Below are 21,720 nucleotides of genomic sequence, written 5' to 3' on the forward strand. Positions count from 1 at the left end.
GATCCCGGGTCAAGCCATCACCCGATCGCCCACCAGCACCACATCCGCGGGGCGTAGAGCGAACAGGCCGACGGTGACCACGCCGGCGAGCTGGTTGAGCTGGCGTTCGAGGCCGACCGGGTCGGTGATTTGCCAGTTGTGCACGTCGAGGATCCAGTTGCCGTTGTCGGTGACCACACCGTCGCGCCACACCGGCTGTCCGCCGAGCTTGACGATCTCGCGCGCGACCAGGCTGCGCGCCATCGGAATCACCTCGATCGGCAGCGGAAACTTGCCGAGGATATCCACCCGCTTGCTCGAATCGATGATGCAGACGAACTTTTGCGCTGCCGCCGCCACGATTTTTTCGCGCGTCAGTGCGGCACCGCCGCCCTTGATCAGGCGCTTGAACGGGTCGCACTCGTCGGCGCCGTCGACGTACAGCGCCAGCGGGCCGACGGCGTTCAGGTCCATCACCTCGATACCGTGCGCCTTGAGCCGCGCACTGGATTGTTCGGAGCTGGAGACCGCGCCGCGGATGCGATCCTTGATGCCGGCCAGCGCGTCGATGAAAAAGGCGACGGTGCTGCCGGTACCGACACCGACGATCGCGCCATCCTCGACGTAGCGCAGCGCGGCTTCGCCGGCGAGCTGCTTTTCGTTTGCGTTGCCCATGGCCGCCATTCCGTGATGAGAAGTCGCCATGATCGGCGATTTGCCTGCGGCTATTCCAGCGCGAGCAGATGTTTCCACTGCGCCGGCGTCACCGGCATCACCGACAGGCGGTTGCCGCGGCGGACCAGCGCCATGTCGGCCAGCGCTGCATCCGCCTGCATTTCGCGCAGGGTGATGATGCGCTTGAGCCGGCGCACGAACTTCACGTCCACCAGTGCCCAGCGCGGCGCTGCGCGCGAGCTCTTGGGATCGAAATGCAGGGCCTCGGGATCGAACTGGGTGGGGTCGGGGTAGGCGTCGGTCGCCACCTCGGCCAGGCCGACGATGCCCGGCTCGGCGCAGTTGGAGTGGTAGAACAGCACGCCGTCGCCGATGCGCATGCCGTCGCGCATGTAGTTGCGCGCCTGGTAATTGCGCACGCCGTCCCACGGCTCCTGGCGGTTGCGTTCCAGATCGTCGATGGAAAAGGCCTCGGGTTCGGATTTCATCAGCCAGTACTGGCGTGCGGCTTTTTTCATGCGGGGTGACCTTGCTTGCAATCGATCAGTTCGTGGTCGGTGGCGACGTAGTCGAGCGGCACGTCCCAGGCTTCGGCGGTGAGTGCGTCCACCTCCTGAAAATCGTAGGCCACGCCCACCAGCAGCGGCACCGCCGGACGTGTCTCGTCGTTCAAGAACGCGAAGCTGCGGTCGTAATAGCCGCCGCCTTGGCCAAGCCGGTGTCCGGCGCGGTCGAACGCGATCAGTGGCACCAGCACCAGGTCGAGCTGGAACGGCGCAAACCACTCCTTTGGCGCCACCGGCTCGGGGATGCCGTAGTGGTTGGGCGCCACCGCGTCGCCGGCCCGCCACGGCGCAAATTGCAGGGTATGCCCCTTCGCCAGCAGCGGCAGCACAAAGCGCTGTTCGCGTTCGAACAGCGGGGGGATCACCAAGTTCAGCGGCAGCTCGCCGCCCATCGCCCAGTAGCCGGCCACGCGCTGGTCGGTGAAATACTCGGGCAGCTGCTCCAGCGAGCGGCGCAGACCCTGCGCCGCGGCCATGCGAGCCGGCGGCGGCAAGGCACGCCGGCGCCGGCTCATCTCATCGCGCAGCGCGCGGCGGCGGTCGTCGGCTTCCACGATACGGGTTCTCCAGCGAAAGGCGCCCCGTCCATCGGGTGACGGACGGGGCGCAGGAAGGTGGCGTCAACCGCAATGCCGCTGCCCACCAAACGACCTTGATCCACGAGGATCAGGTGGGAGGGCCACATGGTCTCAAGGCTTCCCGCACGTGGCGGACATGCGCAACGACCGATGGTAAAGCCGACCCGGGGCCGTATTTAGGAACAAGGCAAATGTAAGAGTGTGCCGGCGAACACCGCAGAAAACGCCAACGCCAGTTTAGGCTGTTGCCCGGCAGAAAGCATCCGCTTGTCGGGCTTGCAGGCGGGGATTCGGGATTGGGCAGACCAAAGGCGTGGTGGCGTACGCGGATAAGAGGATTTTCACGCCACCGTGTGCGACGGGATTGCACTGGTCAAGTGCACGGTGCGCGAGCCCGCATGTCCTGCACAAGAGCGACGTGTCGAGCTTTGGCGTTGGGCTCCTGATCTTCCGAATCCCCAATCCCGCATCCCCAATCTCGGCCTTTCCGATCTGCCCAATCTCGAATCTCCAATGCCGAATCTCAGCCTTTCTGATCCCCCAATCCCGCATCCCGGCCTTGCGCCACCACGCCTTCCATCGCAACCTCCAGCCGCTGGCGCAGCGCCGCGAGGCGGTCGACGGCTTGTTGCTGATGGCCGCCTTGCTGCTTGCGCAAGGTCAGCAACTCGTGCGCGACGCTTACCGCGGCCAGCACGGCGAGGCGCTCGAAGCTCGGCACGCGGGTGGCGCCGCGCAGTTCGCGCATTTTGTGGTCGAGAAAGGCGGCGGCGGCGACCAGGCCGTCACGCTCCTCGGGCGCGCAGGCAATCAGGAACTCGCGGTCGATCAGCCGCAGCGTGACCGGTTCGTTGGTGGCGTCCATCGCTTCAGCCGTTGCCTTCGAGGGATTTCAGGCGTTGGATCATGGCTTCCACCCGGCTGCGCGCCTGATCGTTGCGTGCCAGGAGGTTGGCGCGCTCGCCGGCAAGCTGATCCTGGCTGTGCCGCAGACTGCGGTTTTCCTCGCTCAGGCGGCGCACGGTATCCAGCAGCCGATCGACTTGACGGCTGAGTGCATCCAGCTCTTGCTGGACGGCATCGGGCGCACTGGCATCGAGCGAAGTCATGCGCGGCACTATAGCAGTGCGCAACCGCGCCAAGGAGCGACGAAGTACGCGCCCCGCGGCGTAAAATGGCGCCCTGTTTCCAGGAGTGCGCCATGCCGGCCAGCGAACCGCTCAGTCACGACCAGCTCGACGCCTTCGTGGTGCGCCTGCGCCTCGGCGTGGAGGCCAGCGAGCTGCATGGTTCGCTGTGCGGCTACCTTGCCGGCGGCGCGCAACCGCATGGGCACGACCTGCTGCCGGCATTGCAGCTGGAAAGCGCCGACAACGCGCTCGGCGAGGCCGATCAGGCGCTGCTCGACGGCCTCCTGGCGCAATGCCGCGATGCGCTGGACGACAGCGATCTGGGCTTCGAGCCCTTGCTGCCCGAGGACGACCGTCCGCTCGACGTCCGCGCCGAGGCCATCGCCGCATGGTGCCGCGGGTTCCTCGGTGGCTTCGGCCTCGCCGGCCCGCAGGCGCATGCCGAGCTTTCCGACGACGCGCAGGAAGTGCTGCGCGATTTCGGCACCATTGCGGCCTCCGCGTTTGCCTATGGCGACGCCGACGAGGATGAAGACGCGTTGATCGAAGTGCAGGAGTTTCTGCGTGTCGGCGCGTTGCTGCTGTACACCGAGTCGCTCGCGCGCCACGCGCCGCGCGGCAACCGCGTGCATTGAACGCGCCGGGCGACCCGCACACCGCTGCCCCGATCGCGCGCGAGGAATTCGCCGCGCGCCGCCGGCAGTTGATGCGCATGGCAGGCGAGGAAGCGGTGCTGCTGGTGGCCGCCGCGCCGGAGCGCCTGCGCAACGCCGACGCGGCGTGGCCGTATCGCCAGGATTCGGATTTCCAGTACCTCACCGGCTTCCCCGAGCCGGGCGCCGTGCTGGCGCTGCTGCCCGGCCGCGCACATGGCGAGGTGGTGCTGTTTTGCCGCGAGGACGATCCGGCGCGTGCGCGCTGGCAGGGCCACGCGGTGGGGACCGAACGCGCGGTGGCCGATTACCGCATGGACGATGCCTTCCCGATCGACGACATCGACGACATCCTGCCCGGCATGATCGAGGGGCGCGCGCGGGTGTACTGCCATTTCGGCCGCGAGTCCGCGTTCGACGCGCAGCTCATGGGCTGGATGCGGCGCCTGCGCCAGTTGCGCGGCGGCGGCGTGGTGCCGAAGGAGTTTGTCGCGCTGGGCCATCTCTTGCACGACTTGCGGCTGTACAAATCCGCGGCCGAGCTGCAGCTCATGCGCGCTGCCGCGGACGTCATTGCCGAAGCGCACGTCGCGGCGTGGCGGGTGGCGCTGCCCGGCCGCCGCGAGTACGAGGTGGAGGCCGAACTGCTGCACGCGCTGCGCCGGCGCGGCGCGGTGCCCTCGTTCACCCCGATCGTCGCCGCCGGGGCCAATGCCTGCGTCATGCATTACCAGCACCCGCGTGGCACGCTTGCCGCCGGCAACCTGCTCTTGATCGATGCTGGTGCCGAGCTGGATTGTTACGCCTCCGATGTCAGTCGCACGGTTCCCGTCAGCGGCCGCTACAGTCACGAGCAGCGGGCGCTGTACGACGTCGTGCTCACCGCGCAGCAGGCCGCGATCGCCGAGGTACGCCCCGGCCGCGCGTTCGATGCGGCGCACCGCACCGCCGTGCGGGTGATTGCCCAAGGGCTGTGCGCGCTGGGCCTGTTGCCTGGCGATGCCGATGCGGCGATTGCCGATGGCGGCTACCAGCGCTTCTTCCCCGGCAAGACCGGCCATTGGCTTGGCCTGGATGTCCACGACGTCGGCGACTATCGCATCGACGGCGCCTCGCGCGTGCTTGAGCCCGGCATGGTCGTCACCGTCGAGCCCGGCATCTACGTGCCGCCCGACGAACCCGGCGTGGACGCCCGCTGGCGCGGTATCGGCATCCGCATCGAGGACGACGTTGCCGTCACCCGCGGCGCGCCCGAAGTGCTCAGCGCGGCGGTGCCGAAGGATGCAGCGGAAATCGAGGTGCTGCTGGCCAAGCGCTGACCCACGGGGTTTTCAGCCTGCCAGGGCGAACGCGTCGCGCGTGAGGTTTTCCGGTGCGTCTTCGGTGCACACCACGTCATCCTCGATACGGATGCCGCCAAATTGGCGAAAGTGATCCACTTTCGCCCAGTCGATGTCGGCGGCAACCGGCTGCTCGCGGAGCTTTGCCAGCAGCATGTCGATGAAATACAGGCCCGGCTCGACGGTGGTGACCATGCCGGGCGCGAGCGTGCGGGTCTGACGCAGCGCCGGATGGCCGGTGGGCGGCTCAATGCGACCGCCGTGTTCGTCCACCTGGAAACCGGCGACATCGTGCACCTGCGCGCCGATCTGATGGCCCAGGCCGTGCGGCAGGAAAGCCGCCGTGACGCCCGATTCTACGGCGCTCTCGGCGTTCATGCGGATGAAGCCGTGCTCGCGCAGCACTTCGGCAATGACGTGATGCGCGTGCAGGTGCAGCGCCGTGTAGTTCTGGCCGGTACGCACCTTCGCCACGAAGCCTTGCTGCGCGGCGTCCATGCGGTCGATCAGGGCCTGGAATTCGCCGGCATCCGGCGCGGCGTAGGTGCGGGTGATGTCGGCGGCGTAGCCGGCGCAGCTCGCGCCAGCGTCGATCAGGAACGAGCGATGCGTGGCCGGCGGCGTGCGGTCGAACGTCATGTAATGCAGCGTGGCACCGTGTTCATTCAAGGCCACGATGTTGCCGTAGGGCAGCTCGGCGTCGGTCTGGCGCGCAGTGGCGAGATAGGCAAGGTGGATGTCGAACTCGCTCTTGCCGGCGCGGAATGCCGCCGCCGCGGCCCGGTGCGCGCGGGTACCGATGCGGTTGGCCTCGCGCATCAGCGCCAGCTCGTAGGGCGTCTTGAAACTGCGCTGCCAATGCAGGTAGTCGAGCACCGGCGACGGGTTCAGGCCGACGCTGCCGGCGGCAGCATCCGGCGCGATGATCGCGTTGTGGCCCTTCGGCAATTGCGCCAGCGCTTCGGCGGCGCTGCGCACGACCACGATGTCGAAGTGTTCCACCCAGTAGCCGCTCGGCGTTTGCGGCACCACGTTCCAGTAGTCGTTCGGCTGCACGAAGACGAGCTTCGGTTTGGCCCCCGGCGTGTGCACCACCCAGCTTCCGGGCGCGGTCGTCAGCGGCAGCCAGTACTTGAAATGCGGGCTGGCCACGTACGGGTAGTCCTGGTCGTCGAGAAACTTGCCCAAGGGCGTGCCGGCGGCCACCAGCAGGTGATCGCAGCCCCCGGTGGCGAGCGCTTCGTCCGCGTGGCGGCGCACGGCGGCGAGATGGGCGGGGTAGAAGGCGGCGAGCGTGGCGTTCATCAAAAATAGCCTGACCGATGGGATCGGCCAGTCTAGCGCCGCGTCGGTTCAGGCCATGCGGAGCCAGGTTTCCAGCAGCTTTTCGTGTTCCTTGGTGATGGCGATAATGCGGTAGCCCGCCCAGAACTGGCCCGGCGTGGCCGCCGCATCGTGCCACTGCTCCTGCACGCCCAGCTCGATCGGGTGGCGCTCGCCGGGCAGGGTCACGCGCACCTGATGGATCGCCTCGCTGCGCGGTTCGTGCTTGCCGATCAGCAGCATGCCGCCGGTGGACAGGTTGCACAGGTGGCCCAGCGGCCGCTCACTGATGACATCGGTGGCAACCACGCCGGCGGCGACCGGCCGGCGTGGGGTGCGGCGCTGCTCGTGCGGGCTCACGGGCGCACTCCGGTGGTGCGTCGCTCTTCACCCTGGCGCAGGCTGCCGGCCAGCGAATGCCACGCGCGGTCGAGCAGGCCTTCGCGCCGCCCCGGCACCTCACGCACCTGACCGTAGACGATGCCGCGGGCCAGCTCGCGCAGGTTCATTTCTTCGCCGCGCCCGCCGCGGCGGGTGACGAACAGGCTGTTGCCGGTGACCGACGAGAACCAGGCGAGCTTGCGCTGTACCGCTTCACCAGTCTGGTCGTCGTGGAACTCGAACCAGGTGCCGAATGGCAACTGGCGCAGGCGGTTGTACACGCGGGCCTCCTGGGGGCCGAGCGGGCGCTCGCTGTCGTCGTCAGGCGCCGATGCCGCCGATTCGCCCAGGCGTTTGCGCTGCTTGAGGCGCATGGCCAGGTCGGTGGAACTGGGAGCGGCTGCGGCAGGGGCGCGTGCGGCTGCTGGCGCGGGCGGCGTGACCGGCGCACGGGCAGGCGTCTTTGTGCTGGTTGCTGGCGGATCGACCTGGCGGGTCGCCATGGCGGCGGCCGGCGGCACGGCTGGTGTTGTGGGAGTTGGCGCCGGGCGCGGTGCCGCCGGCGCGGCGTTTGCCGCGGCGGGCGCGGCTCCGGCTTCGTCGCCAACCAGCCGTTGCGCCACCTGGCTGGCCTCTTCGCTGTCCATGCCGATCTGCTGCAAGCCGGCCTGCACTTCGCGGCGCAGCCACGCTGCGTCGGTGACCGCTTCGCGGCCCAGCAATTGATCGGTGACGTGCAGGCGCTGCTGGAAGGCTTCGCCGTCCTCGCCGTGTTGCAGCAGCGTGAGCGAAAGCACGTCGGACCAGGCGCGGTCGAGCAGGGCGCGCAGCAGGCCGCGTGGCGGGTTGTCCGTGAAGCGCTCGGCCAGCAGCTCCCTGGCGCGCTGACGGGCCTGATCCAGCCGTTCGCGGCCCTGCATGGCTTCGACGTGGCGGCGCTCGGCGGCTTGCACGCGGCGGTTCAGTGCCGTGAGCTGGTGTTCGATGTCGGCCAGCAGGCTGGTATACAGCCCGGCGGTCGGCGGCTCTTTTTGCGCCCGTTGCACCAGTTGCTGCAGGCGATCGGTGAGCTGGCGATCGGTATCGCCGTCCGGACCGTCCAGCCAGTCGTTGGCGGCTTCCGCCACGGCGTTGAGCAGTTGCCGGCCGGGGTGTTCGCGCTGTTCGAGAAATTCGTGGTCGCTGACGGCAAGCCGCAGCATGGGCAACTGCAGGCCGCTCAGCACCGATTGGGCGTGCGGGCCGTGCTGCATGTGCTGGCCGAGCTGCTCGAACAGCATGGCCATCAGCTCGACCGTGTTGTCCTGCTCGGGGCTGAGCCGGGTCGGCGCCGCGTCGGCCGGTTTGTTGGCGTTGAGCTGCAACAGCAGCTCGTCGCGCAGGCGCTGTGCGCTGCGCAGCTCGCGACTGGCCTGGCCGGTGACCTGTGCGAGGTGTTCTTGCAACGCCCCGAGGGCGGATTGCAGCTCGTCCGTGGTGGCGCTTTGCCCACCGCCGCCGGTGCCCACGCCCAGGCGGCGTTCGGCCAGCAGTTCGCGCAGATTCTCCATTACCGAGATGGGGGCGGCGGCGCCAGCCGGGCTGGTAACGCCGCCGAACGCTGGCCCTTCGGTGGCCGCAGCCGGCATGGCTTCTTCGCCGAGAGCGTCCTCACCCGGTGCTTGCCCCGAACCACCCCACGCCGTTGCGTGCCCGCCGCTGGTGACGCGAACGCTGGCATACGGCCGCAGCTGCGGCAACAGACCCGCGCCGCTCAAGGTGTCGTTGATGCGCTCGTAGAGCGTGCCGATTTCCCCGAGCACGGCCTTCTCGAAGGTTTGTATCAGCATCAGGCGATGAGTTTGCGGCAGCTCGACCGTGCCCATCGCGGCGCGCAGGGCGGCGGCGAGGCTGTCCGGGCCGACCGGCAGTGCGGCACCTTCCAACGGTGGCATGGCAACCAGCACTGCGTAGCGGTACGCCAGCTGCGCCAGTAGTGCGCGGTGCCGCGCTTCGCCGCGTGCGGCGAGCTTGGACAGGGTGGCGGCAAGTTCCTGTTCGCCGCGTTCGAGCAGGCGCAGCGGCTGGTTTTCGAGCGACTCTTCGGCAGTTTCGGCCGGTTTGCCCAGATGCAGGAAATCGCCGCGCACGGCATCGGCAAAGGCTTTCATGAAAGCCGCGCGCTGCTGTTTCAGCAGGGCGCGGGTGTCGAAGCACTGCTGCTGATCCTGATGGCCGTGCGAGCGTTCGGCGCGCTGGTAGAGCTCTTCGTCGAAACGCTCAAGGCAGCGCCGCAGGGCCGGCTCCAGCCATTGCGCGCACAGCGGTGCCACCGTGCCGAGCAATTGTTGCGTGCGCGCAGGCCAACGCCGTGCGCCGACCACCGCAGAAGTGCTGGTCCCCCGATATTGATGCTCGGCGTCCATGACGCATCCCCACAGAACTTCGCCACCGAGTTTAGGCGGCTTTATTCGGCGCGCCAACGGGTAGTTGCGCTCACGCCATGAACAGCTCGATCACGTCGTTGAGAAAACGCTGCCCGAGCGCCGTGGTGTGCAATCGTCCGTTTTCGGCGGTCAGCCAGCCGCGCTGCCGGGCCCGCGCCAAGGGTGCGGCGATGGCGTCCGCCGGCAGGCCGGTACGCGCAGAGAAATCATCCATGGGCACGCCGTCGATCAGACGCAGCGCGTTGAGCATGTATTCGAACGGCAACTCGTTTTGGGCGACCACGCCCTCGCCACCAATGCGCGCCGGGCTGCCCGCCGCTTCGACGTACGCACGCGGGCTGCGTGCTTTCCAGCGCCGGCGGACATGGCCGGCTGCGGGGTCGCTGATCTTGACGTGCGCGCCAGCGCCGATGCCGAGGTAATCGCCGAATTGCCAGTAATTGCGGTTGTGCCGGCATTGTCGGTCCGGGCGCGCGTAGGCGGAAATCTCGTATTGGTGATAACCGGCGGTCGCCAGCCGCGCTTGACAGGCTTCCTGCATGGCCCACGCGTGGTCGTCGTCGGGCAGCGGCGGCGGGTAGGCCGCAAACACGGTGTTTGGCTCGATCGTGAGCTGGTAGTGCGAGATATGCGTGGGGCCGAGCGCCACCGCGCGTTCGATGTCGGCCAGCGCGCCTTCCAGGGCTTGGGTTGGCAACGCGTACATCAGATCGACATTGATGTTGGTGTAGCCGGCGTCCTGCGCGAGTTTCACCGCGGTTTCCGCCTCGCCGGCCGAGTGGATGCGGCCGAGCCGGCGCAACTTGTCGTTGTCGAAACTCTGGATGCCGACCGAGATGCGATTGACGCCGGCGGCGAGATAACCGTCGAACCGCCCGTGTTCGACCGTGCCGGGATTGGTTTCCAACGTGACCTCGCAGTCATCGGCGAAGCGCAGGCGTTGCTGCGCACCGTCGAGAAACCTTGCGATCAGATCGGGGGCGAACAGGCTCGGCGTGCCGCCGCCGAAAAACACGCTGACGATGTCGCGCCCGTGGGCCGTCGCGCCGAAATCGGCGAGGTCGGCGTCGAGGTCGGCCAGCAGCACGTCAATGTACTCCGCGTACGGCGGCGGCTTGGCGCCCAGGCCGTGCGAGTTGAAATCGCAGTACGGGCACTTCTTCACGCACCACGGCATGTGCACGTAGAGCGACAGGGGAAGGTTGGAAAGCGGCATGGGCGAATTGTAATCGGCTGCCTTTCGTAATAACGTTGGTTATAACGTCAGCGAGGGTACGCGATGAACACCAAGCTCAAGATCACCGCCATCGGCAACTCGGCAGGCGTGGTGCTGCCGCGCGAGCTTCTGGCGCGCCTGCGGGTGGAAAAGGGCGACACGCTCTACGTCACCGAACTGCCGGACGGCATCAAGCTCGCCGCCTACGACCCGGTGTTTGCGGCGCAGATGGAGGTGGCGGAGGCGATCATGCGCGAAGATCGCGACGTGCTCCGGCAATTGGCTGCGAGCTGACCCATGCACGCCATTGTCTGGATCGATCGCGAACTGGCGCTGGCCATCCACGACCGGCAGTTGGCCGAACATGGCGGCGCCGACGGCGTGCGCGACGAGGGCTTGCTGGCGTCGGCGCTGGCACGACCGCAGCAGTTGCAGGCGTACGCCGAGCCGGAACCGGATCTGGCGGATCTCGCCGCCGCGTTGGCCCACGGGTTGGCGCGCAATCATCCGTCCGTGGATGGCAACAAGCGCACGGCTTACGTGGTGTGCCGAACCTTCATGGCGCTGAACGGCGGGCAGCTGGCCGCCACGGTCGAAGACAAGTACCAGACTTTTCTCGCGCTGGTCGACGGCAGCCTTTCGGTCGATGCGTTTGCCGCGTGGTTGCGTGACCACTTGCGCCCACAGCGCGTGCAGGAAGCCGCCGCAAGCTACCGGCGCTGACCGAAAATCAACCCAGCTGCTCGCGCAGTCGCCGCAGTGCCTGTCCGCGGTGGCTCAGGTGGTTTTTCACCTCGGCGGCGAGTTCGGCCGACGACACGGTTTGGCCATCCGGCAGGAACAACGGGTCGTAGCCGAAGCCGTGCGCGCCACGCGGCGCGTCCAGCACGCGGCCGTGCCAGCGGCCTTCGGCGATGATCGGCGCCGGGTCTTCGGCGTGCTGCAGCAGCACCAGTACGCAGATGAAAAACGCACCGCGCTGCGCCTCCGGCACGCCCTGCATTTGCTGCAGCAACTTGATGTTGTTCGCGGCGTTGTCGCCATGCCGACCGGCGTAGCGCGCGGAGTACAGACCGGGCGCGCCGTGCAGCGCGGCCACGCACAGGCCGGAGTCGTCGGCCAGCGCCGGCAGGCCGGTGGCACGTGCCGCGTGGCGCGCCTTGAGCAAGGCGTTTTCGACGAATGTCACGCCGGTCTCGGCGGCGTCATCCACGCCCAGCTCGTGCTGCGGCACAAGCTCGAAACCGCTGTCGGCCAGCAGCGCGCGAAACTCCGCCAGTTTGCCGGGGTTGCTGCTGGCCAGCACCACTTGCGTCATCGCCTGTCCTGGCCTTGGCTCTCAAGTGCGGCACGCTGCGCAGTCACCAACTCGGTGATGCCCTTGTTGGCCAGCGCCAGCAGTTGGTCCATTTCCTCGCGGCGGAACGCGTGGCCCTCGGCCGTGCCCTGGATCTCGACGAAGCCGCCGCCGTCGTTCATCACCACGTTCATGTCGGTGTCGCAGTTGGAGTCTTCGGCGTAATCGAGGTCGAGCACCGGGTGGCCGCGGTAGATGCCGACCGAGATCGCGGCGATCGCGCCGACGATCGGGTTGCGCTTGAGGGCTTCGCGCTGCATCAGCGTGTTCACCGCATCGACCAGCGCGACGTAGCCGCCAGTGATCGCCGCAGTGCGCGTGCCGCCGTCGGCCTGGATCACGTCGCAGTCGAGCGTGATCACGCGCTCGCCGAGCGCGGCGCGGTTGACGCAGGCGCGCAGGCTGCGGCCGATCAGGCGCTGGATCTCCATCGTGCGCCCGCCCTGGCCGCCGCGCGCGGCTTCGCGCGGCATGCGCGTGTTGGTGGCGCGCGGCAGCATGCCGTATTCCGCGGTCACCCAGCCTTCGCCCTTGCCGCGCAACCACTGCGGCACGCGTTCCTCGATGCTGGCGGTGCACAGTACGCGGGTGTCGCCGAAGCTCACCAGCACCGAACCTTCGGCGTGGCGCGTGTAGTGACGCTGGATCGTAACGGTGCGCAGCTGGTCGCTGGCGCGGCCGCTGGGGCGGGTGAAGTCGGTCATGGAGTGCTTCGGCAACGTGGGGAGCAAAAGTTTACCATTGCGGTCTTTCCTGCCTGTCTGGCTACGCGATGATCCGCAGCATGACCGCCTTTGCCTCCGCCGAAACCAGCGGCCCCGCCGGGGTACTCGGCTGCGAGCTGCGCACCGTCAATCACCGGTATCTGGAAATCTCGCCGCGCCTGCCCGACGAACTGCGCGCGCTGGAATCGCCGCTGCGCGAACGCATCGGCGCCCGGCTTGCGCGCGGCAAGGTGGACGTCACGGTTCGCCGCGCCGACGCTGCCGATGCGCCGCTGGAGGTCGACGAGGCGTTCCTGGCGAAGGCGGCCAAGTTGGCGCGCGAAATCGACGCGCACTTTCCCAGCCTGCGCGTGGAGTTCACCGAGCTGCTGCGTTACCCTGGCGTGCTGCGCCGTTCGGCGGTCGACCCGGAAGCGCAACAGGCAGCGTTGATGGCGGTGGTGGACCAGGCGTTGGACGCGCTCGTCGCCACCCGCGAGCGCGAAGGCGCCAAGCTCGCTCAGATCCTGCGCGACCGCCTCGCCGCCATCGAAAAAGCCGTTGCCCAAGTGCGCGAGTGGATGCCGCAGATCAACGCCGCGCTGCGCGCGCGGCTTGAAGCCAGGCTCGGCGAGTTCAGGCAGGGCACCGACCCCGGCCGGCTGGAACAGGAGCTGGTGCTGCAGGTGACCCGCGCCGATGTCGACGAGGAGCTGGATCGGCTCAGCACCCATGTCGCCGAAACCCGCCGCGTGCTGGGCCTCGACGAGCCGGTCGGTCGCCGGCTGGATTTCCTCATGCAGGAGTTCAACCGCGAGGCGAACACGCTGGGCTCCAAATCGGTGGATGCCCGCACCACCAACGTCGCGGTCGAGCTCAAGGTGCTGATCGAGCAGATGCGCGAACAGGTGCAGAACGTCGAATGAACGCGCGGCGGAAGGTATCTGCACATGGGCGTTGAGCCGGGTACGTTGTTCGTGGTGGCCGCGCCTTCCGGCGCTGGCAAATCGACGCTGGTCAACGCGCTGCTCAAGCGCGAGCCAGGGATGACGCTGTCGATCTCGCACACCACGCGGCCGCCGCGGCCGGGCGACCGCGACGCCGAGCAGTATTACTTCGTCGACCGCGCCGCGTTCGAGCGCGACATCGCGGCAGGGTTGTTCCTCGAACACGCGGAAGTGCACGGCAACCTGTATGGCACCTCGCGGGCCAAGGTCGCCGCCAACCTTGCGCAGGGCCGCGACGTGCTGCTGGAGATCGACTGGCAGGGCGCGGCGCAGGTACGCGCGCAGCAGCCTGGTTGCGTCAGCGTGTTCATCCTGCCGCCGTCGCGCGCCGAGCTGGAGCGCCGCCTGCGCGGGCGCGCCTCGGACAGCGAAGCGGTGATCGAACGTCGGCTGGCGAATTCGCGCGGGGAAATTGCCCATGCGCACGAGTTCGATTTCATCATCGTCAACGACAAGCTCGATGACGCGCTCGACGCGTTGCAGGTGGTGGTGGATGCTGTGCGCCTGCGCAGCGCGATACAGTGTCAGCGGCATGCCGCATTGATCGCGGAGCTGCTGGCTTGAACCCGGCGCCGCGGTGCGGCTCCGCACCGACTTGGCGCCCGTTGCGTGCTCCGCTAACGTAGGCGATTCATGAACCCGTCCGCACCCATTGACGACGTGCTGATCCGCATCCGCGGCCTGACCACGGTGCTGGGCCGCAAGAAGGTGTTCGACGCGCTCGATCTCGACATCCAGCGCGGCAAGATCACTGCCATCATGGGCCCGAGCGGCACCGGCAAGACCACCTTGCTCAAGCACATCACCGGGCAGATGCGCGGTGATGCCGGGAGCATCGAGGTGAACGGCGAGAACGTGCCGGACATGTCGCGCGAGGCGTTGTACGCGCTGCGCGAAAAGGTCGGTTACCTGTTCCAGAACTCGGCCCTGCTGACCGATTTCGATGTGTTCGAGAACGTGGCGTTCCCGCTGCGCCGGCACACGCAATTGCCGGAGGTGCTGATCCGCAACGTGGTGCTGACCAAGCTGCAGGCGGTCGGCCTGCGCGGCGCTGCCGGGCTGATGCCCAGCGAGCTGTCCGGCGGCATGGCGCGGCGCATCGCGCTGGCGCGCGCGATCGTGTTCGACCCGATGCTCATCCTGTACGACGAGCCGTTCGTGGGACTCGATCCGATCGCGCTGAACCAGGTGCTCAAGGTCATCCGCACGTTGAACCAGACGCTCGGCATCACCAGCGTGCTGGTAGCGCACGAGCTGTCCGCGATCCAGCGCGTCGCCGACCGCATCTGCCTCATCGCCAACGGCAAGATCGTGGCGCAAGGTGATCCGCAGGGCATCGCCCACGACGGCTCGCCGTGGACGCGGCAATTCTTCGGCGGCGAGGCCGACGGTCCCGTGCCGTTCCAGTATCCAGCCGGCGATTACGCGCAGGCGTTGGGCTTTCCCGAGGGTTCGCCATGAGCGCACGCATGAGCCCGGACAACGTCGTGGTGCGCTCGCTGGCGCAAATTGGCGATTGCGGCCTGTTTTTGCTGAAGATCCTCGCCGCGCTGCCGCGCAGCACGCGCTATGCGCGCGAAACCGTGCGCCAGTTGTGGTTCGTCGGCGCGATGAGCCTCACCATCATCATGACCTGCGGGTTGTTCGTCGGTATGGTGCTGGCACTGCAGCTTTACCACGTGCTGTCGATTTTCGGCGGCACGGCGGCCACCGGCACCGTGGTCGCCATTTCGATCTACCGCGAGCTTGGCCCAGTGGTCACCGCGCTGTTGTTTGCCGGCCGTGCGGGCACCGCGATCACCGCCGAGATCGGCCTGATGCGCGCCACCGACCAGATCGCCGCGATGGAACTCATGGCGGTCGATCCGCTGGCCTACGTGGTGGCGCCACGGTTTCTTGCCGGGTTGATCGCGATGCCGCTCCTGTCCAGCGTGTTCTGCGCGCTGGGCATTTTTGGCGGGCATCTGGTCGGCGTGAACTGGCTGGGCATCGACAATGGCACGTTCTGGTCGAACATGACGGCCACCGTCGACGTATGGCAGGACATCATCAACGGCGTGGTATGGAAAAGCTTCGTGTTTGGTGCGGTGGTGGCGCTGATCGCGGTGTTCCAGGGCTTCACCGCACCGCCCACCAGCGAAGGCGTCGCCTATGCCACCACCCGTACCGTCGTCGCCTCGTCGATCGCCATTCTCGCGCTCGACTTCGTGCTGACCGCCTTCCTGATGTGACTGCCCCGATTTCGAGGATGCTGCCGTGAGCCAGAGAAAATCCTATGCCGTCGGCACCGGCCTGTTCATCGTGCTGGGGTTTGCCGCGTTGGCGTATCTCGCCACGCAGACCAGTTCCATCGCGAACCGCCACACCGGCGCGACCTACACCGTCGACGCCAAGTTCGAGAACATCGGCCAGTTGAAGGAGCGGGCGCCGGTCAAGGTTGCCGGCGTGCGCGTGGGGCAGGTCGAGTCGATCGGCCTGGTGCCGGGCACCGCGGTGGCCGACGTCAAGCTCGCGATCGACCAGCGCTACGACAAGATCCCCGCCGACTCGGTGGCCACGGTGTTCACCAGCGGCCTGCTCGGCGACCAGTACGTCGGCATCGAATACGGCCATGCCAAGCAGTACGTTGCCGCCGGTGGCCAGTTCGGCCTGACGCGTTCGAGCCAGCCGCTGGAAGAAATGCTCGGCAAGTTCTTCGGCGCCGGCGGCGCCGCCGACGCGATCGGCGGCACCTACCAGGTCACGGCGCATTTCAGCAACGTTGGCGCGCTGTCGGCGGGCGCCTCGGTGAAGATGGCCGGCGTGCCGATCGGCCGCGTGCTGTCCGTGGTGGCCGAGCCGACCAAGCTCGACGCGGTGGTGACGCTGGCGATCGACAACCGCTACAACCAGATTCCGGACGACTCCGCTGCCGCGGTGTTCACCAGCGGTTTGATCGGCAGCCAGTACGTTGCGATCCAGCCCGGCGGCTCGCCCGACATGTTGAAGAACGGTGACGAGATGATCCTCACCCAGTCGGCGATGCAGCTCGAGGACCTGATCGGGAAGTTCCTGGTCAACGGCTCGGACAACGCCGGCAAGAAGGCTGCCCCGGCGGGCAAGTGAGTTGCCCGTCGCTCACGTATTGCGAGGATTCAACGCATGATTCGTCAACTGACTTTTGCGATGGCCGTGGTGCTCGGCGGGGTTGCCGCTGCGCCGGTGCTGGCGCAGCCGGCCGCGGCGCAACCGGCCGCGGCGCAGACGCCGGAACAGGTGGTGCAGGACATCGCGCACGAGCTTGACGCGGCCGTGGCCGGCCACAAGGCCGAGCTGCAGCAGAATCGCGAAAAGCTGATCGGCACGATCAACCGGGTGTTCCAGCCGCATTTCGATGTCGACTACGCCGCCATCCTGGTGCTCGGCCAGCACGCCCGTGCCGCCACGCCGGAGCAGCGCTCCGCGTTCGCCAAGGCGTTCTACGATTCGATCACCCACCGCTACGCCGAAGGCCTGCTCAAGTACACCTCCGGCGCGGTCAAGGTGCTGCCGTACGCCGGGGATCTCAATCCCAAGCGCAGCGTCGTGCGTACCCAGGTCGCCACCGGCGATGGCAAGACGGTATCGGTCGATTTCGCCTTCCGCCGGACCGCCAGTGGCGAGTGGAAGGCGTATGACGTGGTGATCGAAGGCATTTCCTACATCACCAACTACCGCAATCAGGTGGACGCCGAGGTCCGCAAGGTTGGCTTGGATCAGCTCATCAAGAACCTGCAGACGCAGGGTGACCAGGCGCTGAAGTCGATGGAGCAGGACAGCAAGGCCCATGGCGGCTGAGCCTGCCTTTGCCGTGACGGCCTGCGAACCGGACACGCTGCGCGTGTCCGGCACGCTCGGTTTTGCGACCGCCACCGCCGCGCTCGCGGCGTTGCGCGCCGGCTTGCGCGACGGCACACGGCACACGCTCGACCTGGCCGCCGTTGAAACCTGTGACAGTGCCGGCATGGCCTGCCTGCTTGCGGTGCTCGCCGAGGCGCGCGTGCAAGGGCGCGAGCTGACCCTGGAACACGTTCCCACCGGCCTGCGCACGTTGGCACAGGTCAGCGGCGTCGACACCCTGCTGGGGTGAGCCAGGCAGGCTGAATCCGGGCCGGCCGTCAGTGCCCGGACGCGGCTCCGGTTGCCGATTTGGCGTGCTTTTGTTCCCACTGGCGCTGCTGCTCGAGCAGCTCGTCCGGGTCAAAGCCAGGCTGATCCACACCCTGCATCTTTTCGATCACGTCCGCCGGCGGGTTGCCGTCATACAGCTTGTACAGACGACGTTGCCGCCATGCGTCGCGCATGAACGCATAGGGGTCGTACGCGGTTTCGAGATAACTTTCCGCGTCGATCAACTGCGAGCGCACCGAGATGACGAACAGCACCTGCGGGAGGTAATACTGCCCGTAGCTGAAGTAATGCGTCCGCGCGATGATGCTGAGCGGGTCGAAGAAATAACCGTCGACCGGGTAGTGCCAGACGTCGCGCATCGAGCTTGGGCCGAGCAGCGGCAGCATCAGGAAATCGCCTTCCGGGGCGCCCCAGCGTGCCAGCGTGATGCCGAAATCGGTGGTCTTGAGCGGCAAGCCCATGCGCGTGGCCGGGTCGAAGATGCCGCCGACGCCGATCGTCAGGTTGATGAGAAACCGCCCGGTACCGCCCAGTGCATCGGCCGGTCGTGCCTGCAACAGGTCGTTGGCCACCGTCACCGGCATCTGGATGTTGGTGAAAAAGTTGTTGACCGAACGCCGCACCGGTGGGTTGGTGATGGCGCGGTAAGTCACCGCGGCTGGCCGCAGCACGGCCTTGTCCAGCCTGTCGTTGAACGCGTACACCTTGCGGTTGACGTTTTGCAGCGGGTCGTCAGTGCGCGGTGGCGCGATGGCGCAGCCGGCCAGGAACAGCAACACCAGTGCCGCCAACCAGTGCCGCGGCGTGAACAGGAAGGGCAGTGGACGCGTCAACATGGACTCGCACCAATATGAGGTGGGATTCAATAGTGTACTGCCTGGTTTTCTATCGCGCGCGCGTGCCGGCTGATGAAGCAGCGAGCTGCGCATGGTACGCGTTTGCCACGTGAACGCACGCTGCCCTACACTGTGCGACTCACATAAGTTTCTATTCTTCAAGGGTTTGGTATGGCACGCATTACGGTGGAAGATTGCCTCGAGGTCGTCGGCAGCCGCTTCGAGCTGGTGTTGATGGCGACCAAGCGCGCGCGGCAGCTGGCCAAGGGCGCCGAGCCGGCGGTCAACCCCGACAACGACAAGCCAACGGTGCTCGCGCTGCGCGAGATCGCCGGTCGCCGCATCGACCAGGCCACCATTGACGAGATCGACAAGGCCGAGCGCGAGCGTGCCGAGCGTGAGGCGCTGGAGTGGGCTGCGGCCGAAGTCGACGACGACTTGTCCAAGGTCGGCGACGACTGATGCAGGTTGGCTGCAGGCCTTCGCCACCGCGCACCGGCTCTGGCCTCGTGCGCGTCGCGAAGTCCGGCAGCCGGTGTTTATCCGGCGGACTGTTGCGGCGCGTCGGTTTCGGCCAACATGTCCCCTCATGAGTGCCACCCGCCCGCCAGTTGCCAACGCACTGCCGCCTTACGTGCAGTTGCTGCGAACCAAGCTCGACTACCTGCCACCCGCGCAGCTTGAGAAGGTGCTGGGTGCATACCGCATGGCGGCGCAGGCGCATACCGGGCAAACGCGCAGGAGCGGCGAGCCCTACATCACCCATCCGGTGGCCGTGGCCGGCGTGCTTGCGGAAATGCACATGGACGTCGAGACCATTGTCGCGGCGATCCTGCACGACACGCTCGAAGACACGGCACTGACCCGCGCCGAGCTGATCGGCGAGTTCGGCGAGACCGTGGCCGAGCTGGTCGACGGCGTTACCAAGCTCGACAAGATGCGCTTCGGTACCCGCCAGGAGGCCGATGCGGAAAGCTTCCGCAAGATGCTGCTGGCGATGGCGCGCGACCTGCGCGTGATTCTCATCAAGCTGGCGGACCGGCTGCACAACATGCGCACGCTGGGCGCCAAGGAGCACGATTCGCGCCGGCGCATTGCGCGCGAAACGCTGGAGATCTACGCCCCGATCGCGCAGCGCCTGGGCATGAACAAGGTCAAGGCGGAGCTGCAGGATCTCGGCTTTCGCGCACTCTACCCCGACCGGTATCGCGTCATCAGCGAGCGCATCCGCGCTGCGCTTGGCAACCGTCGCGAGGCGATGGCGAAGATCGAGACGGCGCTGTCTGCGCGGCTTGCGGCCGAGCAGCTCGGCGCGCACGTGGTGGGGCGCATCAAGTCGCCGTGGAGCATCTATTCCAAGATGCGCAGCGAGCACAAGAGCTTCGCCCAGCTGATGGACGTCTACGGTTTTCGCGTGGTGGTCGACACCGCCATGCAGTGCTACATGGCGCTGGGCATGGTGCATAGCCTGTACAAGCCGGTCGACCGCCGGTTCAAGGATTTCATCGCGATTCCCAAGGCCAACGGTTACCAGTCGCTGCACACCGTGCTGCTCGGGCCGTTCGGCGCGCCAATCGAGGTGCAGATCCGCACCGACGAGATGGATCGCGTCGCGGTCAGCGGCGTGGCTGCGCACTGGGCCTACAAGACCGATTCGGCGCCGGCAAACAGTGCGCAGGCGCGCGCGCGCGAATGGCTCGCCTCGCTCGCCGACAGCCAGGTCAACACGCCGTCCTCGCGCGAGTTCATCGAAAACGTCAAGATCGACCTGTTTCCCGACGAGGTGTACGTGTTTACCCCGCGCGGCGACATCCTCGCGCTGCCGCGCAATGCCACGGCGCTCGACTTTGCCTATGCGGTGCACACCGATGTTGGCGACCACGCGGTGGCCGCGCGGGTCGACAAGAAACTGGTGCCGCTGCGCGCGCGGCTGGCATCGGGCGAACTGGTGGAGATCATCACCGCGCCGTCCGCGGTGCCGAACCCGGCCTGGCTGGAAGCCGTGGTCACCGGCAAGGCGCGTACCGCGATTCGCCAGCACCTAAAGCACATGCAGCACGAGGACGCGGTGGATTTCGGCCACCGCATGCTCGACCGCGCGCTCGACGCGCGCGGCAGCAGCATCGAGGCAATCCCGGCCGCGGTGGTCGACCAATTCCTGGTCGAAGCGCGGCTCAAGCGGCTGGAAGAACTGCTGGCCGACATTGCGCTCGGCAACCGCATGTCGGACGTCGTCGCCGGCCACCTGCTCGCGCTGCGCGACGGCCGCCCGGACGAATCCGCGCCGGGCGCACCGCTGGTGCGCGAAAAGATCCGCATCACCGGCGCCGAGCGCGGGGTGCTGAGTTTTGCCAACTGCTGCCACCCGGTGCCGGGCGACGCGATCATCGGTTACCTCTCGCCGGGCAAGGGCATCGTCGTGCACCGCGAGGAGTGCCCGAACGTGGTGGAGCTGCGCAAGTCGCCCGAGCGCTGCGTAGCCATCGGCTGGGATCGCGACGTGCAGGGCGACTACCGCGCCGAGCTGCGGGTGGAGGTCATCAACCGCCCCGGCGTGCTGGCGACCATCGCCGCCGCGATCGCCGCTGCCGACTCCAACATCGAGAACGTCGAATACGCCGAGCGCGATGTCGCCGCCGCCACGCTGCTGTTTGCGATCGAAGTGAAAAACCGCAAGCACCTCGCCGACGTCATTCGCCGCGTGCGCCGCACCGGCGTGGTGAGCGGTGTCTACCGCTACCCGTTGTAGAGCCCGCGGCCTGTGCCGGTGCGCAAATCGCCCGGCTGCACTGAATCGTCCCCAGGGAGAAATGGCAATGTCCACGTCCGCTACCGCCGTGCTGGTGATCGACATGCAGGTCGGCGTGCTGGAAACCTGTCTCGACGCCGCCGGCGTGACCCGGCGGGTGGCCGCGCTGGTGGAACGCGCCCGCGCCGGCAGCGTGCCGGTGATCTGGGTGCAGCATGTGGATGCGGACTTGCCGCACGGCAGCCCGGCCTGGCAACTCGCGCCGGGACTGGCGCCGCGGCCGGACGAGCCGGTGGTGGGCAAGTCGTTCAGTGACGCGTTTGCCGGTACCACGCTGCGGGCCGAGCTCGATGCGCGGGGCGTGGGGCGGCTGGTCTGCGCCGGTGCGCAAAGCGATTACTGCGTCGGTGCCACCTTGCAGCGCGCGGCGGTCGAAGGATATGCCATCGCGCTGGTGGCCGACGCGCATACCACCGAGGACGCCTGCTTCGCAGGCGTCACCATCGATGCGAGGCAGATCATCGCGCACACCCACCGCACGCTGGGCAGCCTGCGTCGTCCGGGCGTAGAAGTGGAACTGGCCACGCACGACACGGTGGCATTGAAGCTGTAACTGCCAGCGACGGACTGTGGCCGTCTTGCACCACTCGT

General features: G+C 67.4%; 26 protein-coding genes and 1 other RNA gene. 14 read left to right on the forward strand and 13 right to left on the reverse strand.

What is annotated here, in order from left to right; genetic code table 11:
- Window positions 1–9: 9 nt before the first annotated feature.
- The 6 genes from rpiA to AC3WP6_RS03210 form a co-directional block, all read right to left on the reverse strand.
- On the reverse strand, window positions 10–654 hold the full coding sequence (gene rpiA / locus AC3WP6_RS03185) for a ribose-5-phosphate isomerase RpiA (RefSeq protein WP_492626349.1): 645 nt from the start codon (window positions 652–654) through the stop codon (window positions 10–12).
- A gap of 50 nt (window positions 655–704) precedes the next feature.
- Window positions 705–1,172 (reverse strand): EVE domain-containing protein, encoded by a 468-nt coding sequence (locus AC3WP6_RS03190; protein WP_492626350.1) that lies wholly within the window; start codon window positions 1,170–1,172, stop codon window positions 705–707.
- The gene (locus AC3WP6_RS03195) at window positions 1,169–1,774 is read right to left on the reverse strand and encodes a 5-formyltetrahydrofolate cyclo-ligase (RefSeq protein WP_492626351.1); all 606 of its coding nucleotides are present in this window, start codon (window positions 1,772–1,774) and stop codon (window positions 1,169–1,171) included. The genes AC3WP6_RS03190 and AC3WP6_RS03195 overlap by 4 nt, the downstream gene beginning before the upstream one ends.
- A 63-nt stretch (window positions 1,775–1,837) precedes the next feature.
- Window positions 1,838–2,024, reverse strand: a non-coding RNA gene (gene ssrS, locus AC3WP6_RS03200) — 6S RNA.
- A 297-nt stretch (window positions 2,025–2,321) separates the two neighbouring features.
- Window positions 2,322–2,663: a cell division protein ZapA gene (locus AC3WP6_RS03205; RefSeq protein ID WP_492626352.1), complete on the reverse strand. Its 342-nt coding sequence runs from the start codon at window positions 2,661–2,663 to the stop codon at window positions 2,322–2,324.
- A 4-nt stretch (window positions 2,664–2,667) separates the two neighbouring features.
- Window positions 2,668–2,907, reverse strand: a complete 240-nt coding sequence (locus AC3WP6_RS03210; protein WP_492626353.1) for a TIGR02449 family protein — start codon at window positions 2,905–2,907, stop codon at window positions 2,668–2,670.
- Between the two features lie 92 nt (window positions 2,908–2,999).
- On the opposite strand from AC3WP6_RS03210, the gene AC3WP6_RS03215 reads away from it, so the two are divergent.
- Window positions 3,000–3,563, forward strand: a complete 564-nt coding sequence (locus AC3WP6_RS03215) for a UPF0149 family protein (RefSeq protein WP_492626354.1) — start codon at window positions 3,000–3,002, stop codon at window positions 3,561–3,563.
- A complete protein-coding gene (locus AC3WP6_RS03220) occupies window positions 3,560–4,900 on the forward strand; it encodes an aminopeptidase P N-terminal domain-containing protein (RefSeq protein ID WP_492626355.1) in 1,341 nt (446 codons plus the stop codon). The genes AC3WP6_RS03215 and AC3WP6_RS03220 overlap by 4 nt, the downstream gene beginning before the upstream one ends.
- A gap of 12 nt (window positions 4,901–4,912) precedes the next feature.
- Here the strand turns inward: AC3WP6_RS03220 and pepQ are convergent, their stop codons facing one another.
- The 4 genes from pepQ to hemW form a co-directional block, all read right to left on the reverse strand.
- Window positions 4,913–6,226 (reverse strand): Xaa-Pro dipeptidase, encoded by a 1,314-nt coding sequence (gene pepQ, locus AC3WP6_RS03225; RefSeq protein WP_492626356.1) that lies wholly within the window; start codon window positions 6,224–6,226, stop codon window positions 4,913–4,915.
- Window positions 6,227–6,274: 48 nt separating this feature from the next.
- Window positions 6,275–6,604 (reverse strand): PilZ domain-containing protein, encoded by a 330-nt coding sequence (locus AC3WP6_RS03230; RefSeq protein WP_492626357.1) that lies wholly within the window; start codon window positions 6,602–6,604, stop codon window positions 6,275–6,277.
- Window positions 6,601–9,030 carry a DUF1631 family protein gene (locus AC3WP6_RS03235; protein ID WP_492626358.1) on the reverse strand — a complete coding sequence of 810 codons (2,430 nt, stop codon included), beginning with the start codon at window positions 9,028–9,030 and terminating at the stop codon, window positions 6,601–6,603. Before AC3WP6_RS03235 ends, AC3WP6_RS03230 begins: the two co-directional genes overlap by 4 nt.
- Window positions 9,031–9,100: 70 nt before the next feature.
- Window positions 9,101–10,267, reverse strand: a complete 1,167-nt coding sequence (gene hemW / locus AC3WP6_RS03240) for a radical SAM family heme chaperone HemW (protein ID WP_492626359.1) — start codon at window positions 10,265–10,267, stop codon at window positions 9,101–9,103.
- Between the two features lie 63 nt (window positions 10,268–10,330).
- Between hemW and AC3WP6_RS03245 the strand changes: the two genes are divergently transcribed.
- Window positions 10,331–10,561 (forward strand): AbrB/MazE/SpoVT family DNA-binding domain-containing protein, encoded by a 231-nt coding sequence (locus AC3WP6_RS03245; RefSeq protein ID WP_492626360.1) that lies wholly within the window; start codon window positions 10,331–10,333, stop codon window positions 10,559–10,561.
- A gap of 3 nt (window positions 10,562–10,564) precedes the next feature.
- Window positions 10,565–10,990 carry a type II toxin-antitoxin system death-on-curing family toxin gene (locus AC3WP6_RS03250; protein ID WP_492626361.1) on the forward strand — a complete coding sequence of 142 codons (426 nt, stop codon included), beginning with the start codon at window positions 10,565–10,567 and terminating at the stop codon, window positions 10,988–10,990.
- Between the two features lie 7 nt (window positions 10,991–10,997).
- Here AC3WP6_RS03250 and rdgB read toward each other — a convergent pair whose 3' ends face one another.
- Together rdgB and rph are read right to left on the reverse strand one after the other, a co-directional pair.
- Window positions 10,998–11,585: an RdgB/HAM1 family non-canonical purine NTP pyrophosphatase gene (rdgB, locus tag AC3WP6_RS03255; protein WP_492626362.1), complete on the reverse strand. Its 588-nt coding sequence runs from the start codon at window positions 11,583–11,585 to the stop codon at window positions 10,998–11,000.
- A complete protein-coding gene (gene rph / locus AC3WP6_RS03260) occupies window positions 11,582–12,328 on the reverse strand; it encodes a ribonuclease PH (RefSeq protein ID WP_492626363.1) in 747 nt (248 codons plus the stop codon). Before rph ends, rdgB begins: the two co-directional genes overlap by 4 nt.
- Before the next feature lie 68 nt (window positions 12,329–12,396).
- Between rph and AC3WP6_RS03265 the strand changes: the two genes are divergently transcribed.
- From AC3WP6_RS03265 to AC3WP6_RS03295, 7 genes are all read left to right on the forward strand, one after another.
- On the forward strand, window positions 12,397–13,254 hold the full coding sequence (locus tag AC3WP6_RS03265; RefSeq protein ID WP_492626364.1) for a YicC/YloC family endoribonuclease: 858 nt from the start codon (window positions 12,397–12,399) through the stop codon (window positions 13,252–13,254).
- A gap of 24 nt (window positions 13,255–13,278) precedes the next feature.
- Window positions 13,279–13,899, forward strand: a complete 621-nt coding sequence (gene gmk, locus AC3WP6_RS03270) for a guanylate kinase (protein ID WP_492626365.1) — start codon at window positions 13,279–13,281, stop codon at window positions 13,897–13,899.
- A gap of 69 nt (window positions 13,900–13,968) precedes the next feature.
- Window positions 13,969–14,796 carry an ABC transporter ATP-binding protein gene (locus AC3WP6_RS03275; protein ID WP_492626366.1) on the forward strand — a complete coding sequence of 276 codons (828 nt, stop codon included), beginning with the start codon at window positions 13,969–13,971 and terminating at the stop codon, window positions 14,794–14,796.
- Complete coding sequence (gene mlaE, locus AC3WP6_RS03280) at window positions 14,793–15,566, forward strand: lipid asymmetry maintenance ABC transporter permease subunit MlaE (protein WP_492626367.1); 774 nt, start codon at window positions 14,793–14,795, stop codon at window positions 15,564–15,566. Before AC3WP6_RS03275 ends, mlaE begins: the two co-directional genes overlap by 4 nt.
- Before the next feature lie 25 nt (window positions 15,567–15,591).
- Window positions 15,592–16,440, forward strand: a complete 849-nt coding sequence (gene mlaD, locus AC3WP6_RS03285) for an outer membrane lipid asymmetry maintenance protein MlaD (RefSeq protein WP_492626368.1) — start codon at window positions 15,592–15,594, stop codon at window positions 16,438–16,440.
- 36 nt (window positions 16,441–16,476) lie between these two features.
- Window positions 16,477–17,151 (forward strand): MlaC/ttg2D family ABC transporter substrate-binding protein, encoded by a 675-nt coding sequence (locus AC3WP6_RS03290; protein WP_492626369.1) that lies wholly within the window; start codon window positions 16,477–16,479, stop codon window positions 17,149–17,151.
- Window positions 17,141–17,443 (forward strand): STAS domain-containing protein, encoded by a 303-nt coding sequence (locus AC3WP6_RS03295; RefSeq protein ID WP_492626370.1) that lies wholly within the window; start codon window positions 17,141–17,143, stop codon window positions 17,441–17,443. Before AC3WP6_RS03290 ends, AC3WP6_RS03295 begins: the two co-directional genes overlap by 11 nt.
- A gap of 28 nt (window positions 17,444–17,471) precedes the next feature.
- Here the strand turns inward: AC3WP6_RS03295 and AC3WP6_RS03300 are convergent, their stop codons facing one another.
- Complete coding sequence (locus AC3WP6_RS03300; RefSeq protein ID WP_492626371.1) at window positions 17,472–18,320, reverse strand: MlaA family lipoprotein; 849 nt, start codon at window positions 18,318–18,320, stop codon at window positions 17,472–17,474.
- A gap of 171 nt (window positions 18,321–18,491) precedes the next feature.
- Between AC3WP6_RS03300 and rpoZ the strand changes: the two genes are divergently transcribed.
- The 3 genes from rpoZ to AC3WP6_RS03315 all read left to right on the forward strand — a co-directional run bounded on the left by rpoZ (window position 18,492) and on the right by AC3WP6_RS03315 (window position 21,682).
- Window positions 18,492–18,782: a DNA-directed RNA polymerase subunit omega gene (rpoZ, locus tag AC3WP6_RS03305; RefSeq protein ID WP_492626372.1), complete on the forward strand. Its 291-nt coding sequence runs from the start codon at window positions 18,492–18,494 to the stop codon at window positions 18,780–18,782.
- A gap of 127 nt (window positions 18,783–18,909) precedes the next feature.
- A complete protein-coding gene (locus AC3WP6_RS03310; protein WP_492626373.1) occupies window positions 18,910–21,069 on the forward strand; it encodes a RelA/SpoT family protein in 2,160 nt (719 codons plus the stop codon).
- Between the two features lie 67 nt (window positions 21,070–21,136).
- Window positions 21,137–21,682, forward strand: a complete 546-nt coding sequence (locus AC3WP6_RS03315; RefSeq protein WP_492626374.1) for an isochorismatase family protein — start codon at window positions 21,137–21,139, stop codon at window positions 21,680–21,682.
- Window positions 21,683–21,720 lie beyond the last annotated feature (38 nt).

It is taken from the genome of Rhodanobacter sp. FW106-HT46G03 (genome assembly GCF_058789895.1).

Bases quoted from the DNA above. Each gene is read 5' to 3' on its own strand.
- gmk (WP_492626365.1), top strand. From the start codon at position 13,279: ATGGGCGTTGAGCCGGGTACGTTGTTCGTGGTGGCCGCGCCTTCCGGC.
- AC3WP6_RS03275 (WP_492626366.1), top strand. From the start codon at position 13,969: ATGAACCCGTCCGCACCCATTGACGACGTGCTGATCCGCATCCGCGGC.
- rpoZ (WP_492626372.1), top strand. From the start codon at position 18,492: ATGGCACGCATTACGGTGGAAGATTGCCTCGAGGTCGTCGGCAGCCGC.
- AC3WP6_RS03265 (WP_492626364.1), top strand. From the start codon at position 12,397: ATGATCCGCAGCATGACCGCCTTTGCCTCCGCCGAAACCAGCGGCCCC.
- AC3WP6_RS03295 (WP_492626370.1), top strand. From the start codon at position 17,141: ATGGCGGCTGAGCCTGCCTTTGCCGTGACGGCCTGCGAACCGGACACG.
- hemW (WP_492626359.1), bottom strand. From the start codon at position 10,267: ATGCCGCTTTCCAACCTTCCCCTGTCGCTCTACGTGCACATGCCGTGG.
- AC3WP6_RS03250 (WP_492626361.1), top strand. From the start codon at position 10,565: ATGCACGCCATTGTCTGGATCGATCGCGAACTGGCGCTGGCCATCCAC.
- mlaE (WP_492626367.1), top strand. From the start codon at position 14,793: ATGAGCGCACGCATGAGCCCGGACAACGTCGTGGTGCGCTCGCTGGCG.
- AC3WP6_RS03205 (WP_492626352.1), bottom strand. From the start codon at position 2,663: ATGGACGCCACCAACGAACCGGTCACGCTGCGGCTGATCGACCGCGAG.
- AC3WP6_RS03210 (WP_492626353.1), bottom strand. From the start codon at position 2,907: ATGACTTCGCTCGATGCCAGTGCGCCCGATGCCGTCCAGCAAGAGCTG.
- AC3WP6_RS03215 (WP_492626354.1), top strand. From the start codon at position 3,000: ATGCCGGCCAGCGAACCGCTCAGTCACGACCAGCTCGACGCCTTCGTG.
- AC3WP6_RS03245 (WP_492626360.1), top strand. From the start codon at position 10,331: ATGAACACCAAGCTCAAGATCACCGCCATCGGCAACTCGGCAGGCGTG.
- rph (WP_492626363.1), bottom strand. From the start codon at position 12,328: ATGACCGACTTCACCCGCCCCAGCGGCCGCGCCAGCGACCAGCTGCGC.
- AC3WP6_RS03315 (WP_492626374.1), top strand. From the start codon at position 21,137: ATGTCCACGTCCGCTACCGCCGTGCTGGTGATCGACATGCAGGTCGGC.
- AC3WP6_RS03290 (WP_492626369.1), top strand. From the start codon at position 16,477: ATGATTCGTCAACTGACTTTTGCGATGGCCGTGGTGCTCGGCGGGGTT.
- AC3WP6_RS03310 (WP_492626373.1), top strand. From the start codon at position 18,910: ATGAGTGCCACCCGCCCGCCAGTTGCCAACGCACTGCCGCCTTACGTG.
- AC3WP6_RS03190 (WP_492626350.1), bottom strand. From the start codon at position 1,172: ATGAAAAAAGCCGCACGCCAGTACTGGCTGATGAAATCCGAACCCGAG.
- rpiA (WP_492626349.1), bottom strand. From the start codon at position 654: ATGGGCAACGCAAACGAAAAGCAGCTCGCCGGCGAAGCCGCGCTGCGC.
- pepQ (WP_492626356.1), bottom strand. From the start codon at position 6,226: ATGAACGCCACGCTCGCCGCCTTCTACCCCGCCCATCTCGCCGCCGTG.
- AC3WP6_RS03300 (WP_492626371.1), bottom strand. From the start codon at position 18,320: ATGTTGACGCGTCCACTGCCCTTCCTGTTCACGCCGCGGCACTGGTTG.
- AC3WP6_RS03235 (WP_492626358.1), bottom strand. From the start codon at position 9,030: ATGGACGCCGAGCATCAATATCGGGGGACCAGCACTTCTGCGGTGGTC.
- rdgB (WP_492626362.1), bottom strand. From the start codon at position 11,585: ATGACGCAAGTGGTGCTGGCCAGCAGCAACCCCGGCAAACTGGCGGAG.